This is a genomic window from Antrihabitans spumae, from assembly GCF_043944905.1.
Classification (GTDB): domain Bacteria; phylum Actinomycetota; class Actinomycetes; order Mycobacteriales; family Mycobacteriaceae; genus Antrihabitans; species Antrihabitans spumae.
This window is the reverse complement of record NZ_JBIMSN010000035.1, coordinates 22,502-30,860: the sequence shown is the minus strand read 5'-3', so window position 1 is coordinate 30,860 and position 8,359 is coordinate 22,502. Positions and strand designations below refer to the sequence as shown.

At 62.6% G+C, this 8,359-nt stretch carries 9 protein-coding genes; 5 read left to right on the top strand and 4 right to left on the bottom strand.

Annotated elements, in window-relative coordinates; genetic code table 11:
* The 3 genes from ACHIRB_RS09345 to ACHIRB_RS09335 all read right to left on the bottom strand — a co-directional run.
* On the bottom strand, positions 1–271 hold a 271-nt coding region (locus tag ACHIRB_RS09345; protein ID WP_395127676.1), incomplete at its 3' end, for an NAD(P)-binding protein.
* A gap of 22 nt (positions 272–293) precedes the next feature.
* Positions 294–767, bottom strand: a complete 474-nt coding sequence (locus ACHIRB_RS09340) for a hypothetical protein (RefSeq protein ID WP_395126752.1) — start codon at positions 765–767, stop codon at positions 294–296.
* 81 nt (positions 768–848) lie between these two features.
* On the bottom strand, positions 849–2,435 hold the full coding sequence (locus ACHIRB_RS09335) for an aldehyde dehydrogenase family protein (RefSeq protein WP_395126110.1): 1,587 nt from the start codon (positions 2,433–2,435) through the stop codon (positions 849–851).
* Positions 2,436–2,603: 168 nt separating this feature from the next.
* On the opposite strand from ACHIRB_RS09335, the gene ACHIRB_RS09330 reads away from it, so the two are divergent.
* The 5 genes from ACHIRB_RS09330 (at position 2,604) to ACHIRB_RS09310 (ending at position 7,179) form a co-directional block, all read left to right on the top strand.
* On the top strand, positions 2,604–3,299 hold the full coding sequence (locus ACHIRB_RS09330; protein WP_395126111.1) for a GntR family transcriptional regulator: 696 nt from the start codon (positions 2,604–2,606) through the stop codon (positions 3,297–3,299).
* 100 nt (positions 3,300–3,399) lie between these two features.
* The gene (locus ACHIRB_RS09325) at positions 3,400–4,362 is read left to right on the top strand and encodes an ATP-binding cassette domain-containing protein (protein WP_395112731.1); all 963 of its coding nucleotides are present in this window, start codon (positions 3,400–3,402) and stop codon (positions 4,360–4,362) included.
* 68 nt (positions 4,363–4,430) lie between these two features.
* On the top strand, positions 4,431–5,171 hold the full coding sequence (locus tag ACHIRB_RS09320; RefSeq protein ID WP_395112732.1) for an ABC transporter permease: 741 nt from the start codon (positions 4,431–4,433) through the stop codon (positions 5,169–5,171).
* A gap of 32 nt (positions 5,172–5,203) precedes the next feature.
* Complete coding sequence (locus ACHIRB_RS09315; protein ID WP_395112733.1) at positions 5,204–6,052, top strand: ABC transporter permease; 849 nt, start codon at positions 5,204–5,206, stop codon at positions 6,050–6,052.
* 155 nt (positions 6,053–6,207) lie between these two features.
* Positions 6,208–7,179, top strand: a complete 972-nt coding sequence (locus tag ACHIRB_RS09310) for an esterase/lipase family protein (RefSeq protein WP_395126112.1) — start codon at positions 6,208–6,210, stop codon at positions 7,177–7,179.
* Between the two features lie 67 nt (positions 7,180–7,246).
* Here ACHIRB_RS09310 and ACHIRB_RS09305 read toward each other — a convergent pair whose 3' ends face one another.
* Entirely contained in the window at positions 7,247–8,278 is a 1,032-nt protein-coding gene (locus ACHIRB_RS09305) for an alpha/beta hydrolase (RefSeq protein ID WP_395126113.1), read from the bottom strand.
* Positions 8,279–8,359 lie beyond the last annotated feature (81 nt).

Genomic DNA, 8,359 nt, shown 5'->3' with positions numbered 1-8,359 from the left:
AGTGGCCGAGCACTTCGTTCCGGTTTGCCAGATGTGGGCGGTCCTCGCCGAGAGTCCACTTGATGTTGCCGGCCGTGAACAGACGATGCGGCTGGTGCAAACGCACATACGGGTACGTGTCGAGCCACATGCCCCCGGAGCGCTTCCTGCGGTCGATCAAGACGACAGTCTGATCGCGGGACAGGTAGCGACTGGCGACGAACAACGCATTGATTCCCGCAAGGCCCGCACCGACAATGGCGACGTCGCAGCGCACTACATCGACCGACATTCGACCTCCGAACTTGTGGGCTTCACACTGACGCGGCAAGGACGTCGACCGCGATCATCGAGCCGAGCGAGACGGCGATGACGACGGCTGCGGCCAGGAATTCGCGTCGCACCCTTGGCATCTCGTCCGGCGGTGCGAATATCCGTTTCGGCCACACCCACCATGACTGGTAGACGAATGTGGCGCACGCGAGGAGAAACAGCACAAGCTTCGCGCACATCAGAACGATCCACTCGGCACTGGGCCCAGGGGTGATCAATACCCTGGTCACAGCGAGCCCTGTGCCGGTGACGGCGATTACGGCGATCGTCTGCAGGGCCATCTTCCGTGCACCGTGGGCTATCTGCTGGAAGATGTCCTCGACGGCGTCCGGATCGGCCGACCGGAGCTGGAAACGCTGCACAAAGATGATGGAATACATCATTATGCCGAACCAGGCAGACAACATCACGGCCTGCGACACCGCGAAAATTCGCATCAAAGTCGTTGACGTCATTGCAAGAAACCTTATCTCCTACCATGCCAGCCATGGTCGGAAATGTTTTTGCCCGGCTTATTGGCAATCCGTCAACAGCCCCTACCGCGTGTGCCGAGTCTTGAACACCCACTTCGACACACGCAGATGCCGCGCCTTGCGGTCCATCGTCAGTAGATGCAGCGGCGCTCGACGCTTCTGTCTGGCAATCGATTTGACCCGCGAGAACTCCCGCAACCCGTCGGCGCCGTGAATACGCCCGAAACCGGAGTCGCCGACACCACCGAACGGAAGCGCCGCAACGCCGGCGAAGCCGAGTACGGAGTTGATGGTGACCACACCGGCTCGCAGCCGCTCGGCGACCCACTGACCGGTCCGGGTGTCCTGGGTGAATACAGATGCACCCAACGCGAACGACGTTGCGTTCGCCCGTGCGATCGCCTCCGACAGGTCGCGGACCCTGTTGATCACCAGCACCGGCCCGAACGTTTCCTCGGTGACGGCGATGCTGTCTTCGGGAACGTCGACGAGCACGATCGGCTGTATATAGGGCTCACGTATCGAGTCCAAGCCCCCGACCACCGCTGTTCCGCCTTTGTCGAGAGCGTCACGAACGTGGTCTCGGACCACCTCGACCTGCGCTTCGCGGGTCATCGGTCCGTACGCCGCGCCGCGGTCCGCACCCGGCTTCAGTTTGCGGGCCTTCGTCTCGACCAATGCGACGAAATCGTCGAAAACCGTCTCGACGACGTACACACGCTCGACGCCGACGCAGGTCTGACCCGCATTGCCCATGCCACCGAAAACAGCGGCCTCGGCGGCGGCGTCCAATTTGGCGTCGCCGCCGACGATCATGGCGTCCTTGCCACCGCCCTCGATGACGGCAGGGGTCAGCGACTCCGCACATATCGCGAGGACCTTGCGCGCCGTGGCGGCCGATCCGGTGAAGGAGACCTTGTCGACGCGCGACCGGCACAGTGCCGCGCCGGTATCGGCGTCGCCCGTAACCACTTGAAAGACAGGCTGGTTCGGGGCGAGCGTGCGCCACGTCTCCGCAAGCCAGGTTCCGGTTCCAGGAGTCAGCTCGCTCGGCTTGAACACCACGGCGTTTCCGGCCGCGAGCGCGTAGGCGATCGATCCCATAGGCGTGTAGACCGGGTAGTTCCACGGCCCGATCACACCGACCACGCCGAGCGGTTCGTAGCCGACCGAACTTGCCTGATTCAGTGCAACGAGACCGGACCGAACCTTGTGTCGATCGAGCACCTTGCCCGCGTTCTTTGCGGCCCAATCGAGGTGCTCGACGGCGAGCATCACCTCGAGCCAGGCGTCGTCGTGTGGCTTGCCGGTTTCTTGAACGACAACTTCGACGAGATCGACTGCGCGTTTGGCAATCGCTTTCTTCCAGTCGAGCAACCAGCGCTTGCGTCCGGACGAACCGAGTCCCGCCCACCACTTCTGTGCCGACTTGGCTTCACGAATCGTCCGGGTGACCTCGTCGGCGCCCATCATCGCGTAATCGCCGAGCAGTTCGCTCGTGCGTGGATCGTAAGACGTCAGAACCGACGACCGATGCTCGACGCCGTTCGGCACTGCTTTCTTCTGCTCGGTCCTCTTCCGCTCGGTCTCCGTAAGCGACGTGGCTGTCGGTGCGGTCTGGGGTGGGGAATTCTGCGCCGAATCCGTCATGGGCTCCCTCCCTGGCGATCACATCAAATATATGTGATGTGATGTAATGATTGCTCTGTTCAACACTAGTGGCGCTCTCGACTCTCGCCAAGGTTTCGCGCTACCTCCATCATGCCCGACCGACGCAAAACGTTTGTTCGCCAATCGAATTCAGCGAAGGAGAAACCGATGTCAGCCTCGGTACCGTCTTCGTCGCGAGGACTCGGAGCGTTACGACGGCGTCCGCAACTCTCCGACGACGTCGCGTCGCACGTTCGCGGCCTCATCATGTCGGGGTCGATCCGCCCCGGCGACTTCGTCAGACTCGACGAGACGGCGGCCGAACTCGGCGTCAGCGTCACACCGGTACGCGAAGCACTGCTGACGCTGCGCGGCGAAGGACTCGTCCAACTGGTCCCCCACAGGGGATACGTCGTTGCACCGCTCGATCGCACGGACATCACCGATCTCTTCTGGCTGCAAAGCGAGATCGCGCAGAAACTGGCCGTGCGAGCGACCGGACGAACCGACCCCGAAACCATCGCCGAGTTGACGAAGATCAACAACCAACTGGCGCGCGCAGTGTCCGACGGCGACGTCGAACGAATCGAGACGCTCGAGTTCACCTTCCACCGAACGCTGAATCTGGTCGCGAATGCGTCCAAGTTGTCCTGGTTCCTGCTCAGCGCGACGAGATACACCCCGGCACGCTTCTATTCCGCAGCGCCCGAGTGGGGTGTCGAAGCAGTCGCGAGTCACACGCGCCTACTCGCGGCGATCACCGCAGGCGACGCTGTCGCGGTGGGTGCCGAAACCCGTTCGCACTTCGACGACGGCGCGCAACGTTTGGTCGCACACCTGGAGACCACCGGAATGTGGGATTGACGCCGGGTAGCATCGAGCGACGAAGCCTCGCGACGTGAGCACATCGCGCACGCGGGGGGCTCTCGCCATTCACCCGAGATCGGCCGACAGTGGAGAGTTAATGCCCTACTTGCAGGATGCTGCGGTCGTCGTCGACTCCGTATACAAGTCGTTCGGGAACGTCTCCGCCCTCAACGGCATCAGCTTCTCGGCCGCACGCGGTCAGGTGCTGGGAATTCTCGGCCCCAACGGCGCAGGCAAGACGACGACGGTCAAAATTTTGTCGACTCTGATGCGGCCGGATTCCGGCAGTGCAACCGTCGCAGGATTCGATGTCACCTCCGATGCGCCTGCCGTGCGACGTTCGATCATGATGACCGGCCAATACGCCGCACTCGACGAGAACCTGTCCGGACGCGAGAATCTCGAACTCTTCGGCAGGCTCATGGGCCTTCGCAAGAGCGCGGCGCGCAAACGCGCCGACGATCTGCTCGAAGAATTCGACCTCGTCGAAGCCGGCCGACGATCGGTGCACGACTACTCGGGCGGCATGCGTCGCCGCGTCGACCTTGCATGCGGACTCGTCGTGCGGCCCGAGGTCGTCTTCCTGGACGAGCCGACCACCGGCCTCGACCCCCGTAGTCGCCAGGGTGTGTGGGCATTGGTCACCGCGCTGAAGGAACAGGGCATCACCGTGCTGCTGACCACGCAGTATCTGGAAGAAGCCGATCAGCTCAGCGACAACATCATCGTCATCGACAAGGGCACCGTCATCGCCGAAGGCACCGCCGATCAGTTGAAGTCCCGCACAGGTGGGTCCTACTGCGAGGTCGTACCGCTCGATCCGCTACAGGTCGCCGCGGCAGCAGATGCACTCGGTGAGCTCGTCCCCGCGACGGTTCGAGCCGAACTGAACGGGTCCGACCGCCTGTCGATCCCCGCACCCGACGGCGCTAACACCCTGTCGGAAGCGCTGCGCAGACTCGATGCCGCGGGCATTTCACTCGCCGATATCGCTCTTCGCCGCCCCTCGCTCGACGACGTGTTCCTGTCGATCACCGGCCACGCGGGCACCCACTCGTGACGGCGTCCACACTAGCGTCGGCGTCCATCTGGAGTGACGACCTCACGCACCGTCCGAAACCTACGGGCATGTCGCAATGGTGGACGCTCACCGCCCGCGTGCTGAAGATGATGCTGTTCAAGGGCGAATTGCTGATCGCGGTCATCATTCCGCTGATCTTCACCCTCAGCTTCTACCTGCCGCTGAAGTTCGTCATGTCGCTCGGTGGTATCGACTACGCGCAGTACGTCATGCCGATCATCGTGCTGCAGTCGATGGGCTTCACCGCGATGTCGACCGCACAGCGGTCGGCGGCCGAGGCGATGACCGGTCTGACCGCTCGGATCCAAACGATGCCTGTCGCACCGCTCGCAATGATCGGCGCGCGCATCGTCAGTGGGTTCGTCAGATCGTCCGTCGCGCTCGGTGCCTCGATCGGCTACGGCTACTGGATCGGCTTCCGGTTCAACGACGTGGCGCAGGGTGCGCTGTTCTGCGCGTTCGCGCTCGGAGTCAGTGTCGTGCTTTCGCTCGGTGCGGATGCGCTCGGAACGTTGACGAAGAGCCCCGCTGCGGTCAGCCAGGCAATCACGCTGCCGTATCTCATCCTCGGCATGCTGTCGTCCGGCTTCACGCCGGTCGACAGGTTTCCGGACTGGATCGAGCCTTTCGTCCGCAACCAGCCGATCACACATTTCGCCTACGTTCTGCGTGACCTTGCCGCAGGCGGAGTGACGGCCGAGGTGGCGTTGCCCGCACTACTGTGGCTCGGAGCCTTGGCGGCGATACTCGTGCCGCTCGGCCTGTGGGCAGGGACGAGACGCGAATGACCGAGACGCGAATGACCGGGACGCCCGCTCCAATGACTACAGCCACCTCCGCAAAACGGAAGGTGCGCTTCCCTGCTGTGCACCATCGGCTTGCCGAAAACTCGTTCGCAGCCTTGGTGCGGCACAGCCTCATCCATTGCAAGCGGTTGCTGTTCATGTGGCTCCGTGACAGCACGACTACGGTTCAGGCGATCCTGTATCCCGCCCTCACCCTGCTGATGTTCTGGGTGGTGCTCGGCGAGCAGATCACCAACGCAACCCGCAACGGCGCACCGAGTGTGTTCGGTACGACGGCCATGATCACGCTCATCGCGGCCATGACGGGGTCGCTGGTCAGCGCGATCGGGTTGCACGCCGAAGCGTCGTCGGGTCTGCTCGCGCGGTTCGCAACCCTGCCGATCCACCGCGCGTCCGGGTTGATCGGCCGAATGCTCGCCGAAGCCATCCGCATGACCATCACGACGGTTGTCATCATCACCGTCGGCGTCGTGCTCGGCTTTCGTTTCCATCAGGGTCCGGTCGCTGCTCTTGCGCTACTCACCATCCCCGTCATCTTCGGTATGGCCTTTGCGATGTTCGTCACCACACTCGGCACGGTCAAGACGAAAGCACCCCTTGTGGACATCGTCTCGATCGTCGTGACGCTGCTGATGTTCTTCAACACCGGATTCGTGCCGGTTTTCGCCTATCCGGTGTGGTTACAGGACACAGTGGCGAACCAGCCGATGTCCTGCGCGATCGACGCGATGAAGGGTTTGTCCTTCGGCGGACCCGTCGCGGAACCCCTTTTGAAGACGATCGTTTGGTCTGTCGGGATTATGGCGATTTTTGCCCTCCCTGCCATTCGCGGCTACAGTCGGGCCGCGAACGAAGGTCCATAACGATTTGTAATAAAAGAACCGTTATCATAACGAACTCTTTACATTTCGTACCTTTGATACCATGAGCACCACTAGTAACAGCACCGCTAGTGGTAGACATCCAGAGCTCGGGGGCGATGGCTCGCTGACCCCACGGCTCCAGGAGGCCTAGAACAATGACCATGCTGTCCCGACTATTCTGCGTAGCCGCAGCGGCGGCAGTGTCGCTCTCGGCAACCGCGGTATTGGGCCCGACAGCCGCGGCGGAACCCACTGTTCCCGGACCCTCTGTTCCCGGAACCAGCGCGACCGAACCGGTACCCGGGTACGACCTGATGGGCACGCCGCCCGAAGGTAGCAACGACTGGGATTGCAAGCCGACTGCTGCACACCCCCGGCCGATCGTGCTTGTGCACGGCACCGGTTCGAGCATGCAGCAGGTGTTCCCGGTCCTCTCCCCCGCCTTGAAAGAGGAGGGGTACTGCGTCTTCGCCCTCAACTACGGCGGCATACCGACCTGGTACAACCCGAAGCAGATCATCTGGGGTGTAGCAGACATCAAACGCTCGGCCTACGAACTGTCCACCTTCGTCGACGCGGTGCTCGCGCGCACCGGCGCAGGCCAGGTCGATCTGGTCGGACACTCGCAGGGTGGCGTAGTGGCGCGCCAGTATCTCAAGTTCGGCGGTGGTGCCGATACCAGCGATCCCGCCCGCAACAAGGTTGGCTCACTGGTGGCGCTCGGCCCGACCAACCACGGCACCACGTTCAACGGTCAGCAGCAGCTCTACAACGTGCTCGCGCAGAGCGGCCTCAGCGCCGACGTCATCAATTGGGTCATCTTCGGTCTCGCGGGCAGGCAGCAGCTCGTCGGATCGCGTCTCATCAACGACCTCAACGCGACGAGCGAAACGATGCCCGGCATCAACTACACGATCATTGCCGCGAAGGACGACGACGTCGTCACCCCGCCGGAAAGCACGTTCCTCGCTTCCGACGGTGGCAATGTCCGCAACATCTGGGTACAGGACGGTTGCCCCGGTCCGGTCGGCCACAGCGGTTTGATGTTGCTGCCCCGCCCGATATACCTGATTCAGACAGCACTCGACCCGGGTTTCGCGGACAAACACTCCGCGCCCTGCCCGTAACAAAACCGCAAGAAACCGGCCCTTCGCTCACGTGAGCAAAGGGCCGGTTTTGCTTTCGGTGCCGGTTTCAGATGCCCAACGGGCCTGCGATCACAGGCCAGGAGGACTTGAAGTCGTCTTCCCAGTAACCCCACGAGTGCGTTCCCGAGTTACGGAAGTTGTACGTCGCCGGGATGCCGAGCTGATTGAGCTTGTTCTGCATGTTGTGTGAGCAGTAGTTCGTCGCCGCTTCGATGATCCCACCGATGATGATCTGGTTCGCAATGCCCTCGCCACCCGGTAGGGCGTGCGGGTCGCCGACCTGGTCATGGATGCCAGGCAGTCCGTTGCCGCTGGAGATGTACAGAGCGGTACCGCGCAGCTTTTCGGCATGGATGTAGGGATCGTTCTCCGCCCACATCGGGTCGTTGTCGGCACCGTACATGTTCTTCACCTTGCCGCCACCCCAGGTTTCGACCGTCAGCTTCACGAACTCCTGACCGATCGGATCGGCGGTCTGCGCACAGCCGCTGTAGGACGCGACACTCTTGTAGAGACCGGGCGAAGACTGCGCGACGTTGAGGACCGATGTGCCCGAGGAGGACAGGCCTGCGATCGCGTTGTTGCCGTCGGTACCCAAGCCGGCGTCGATGATCGGCGGCAACTCCTGTGTGAGGAACGTCTTCCACTTGTTCGTGCCGAGGACGGGGTCGGGGCTCTTCCAGTCGGTGTAGTAGCTCCACGCTCCGCCACGAGGCGACACCGTGTTGACGTTCTTGTCGTCGAGAAACTCACCGACTGTCGTGCGCAGTTTCCAGGACGCAGCGTCGACGCCGCCGCCTGCACCGTTCAGCAGGTACAGCGTCGGGCGCGGAACGCTCGAGTCAGCGGGGCGCTGCACCTCGACCTCGAACGTCTCGTCCATCGAAGCCGAGTGCACATAGATCGACAGGTTGCGGTTGTCGTGCACGACGACCTTCTCCACGTACGAGCCGTTCGCGGGAGTGACGTTCGCAAGCAGTGCACCGTTCGCGATGACGGGATCGCCTGCAGCATTTTGGGCTCCGACGAGCGGGAGCAACAGCAACGCTGCGCCTACCAGGGCGCTCTTCGTAGCCATCGACGATCGACGGGACGCGGAACGTCGCATCAGAAAATCCACCTAACGTTGGTACTTCTTCGAATCCAGGCATCGTAGCTG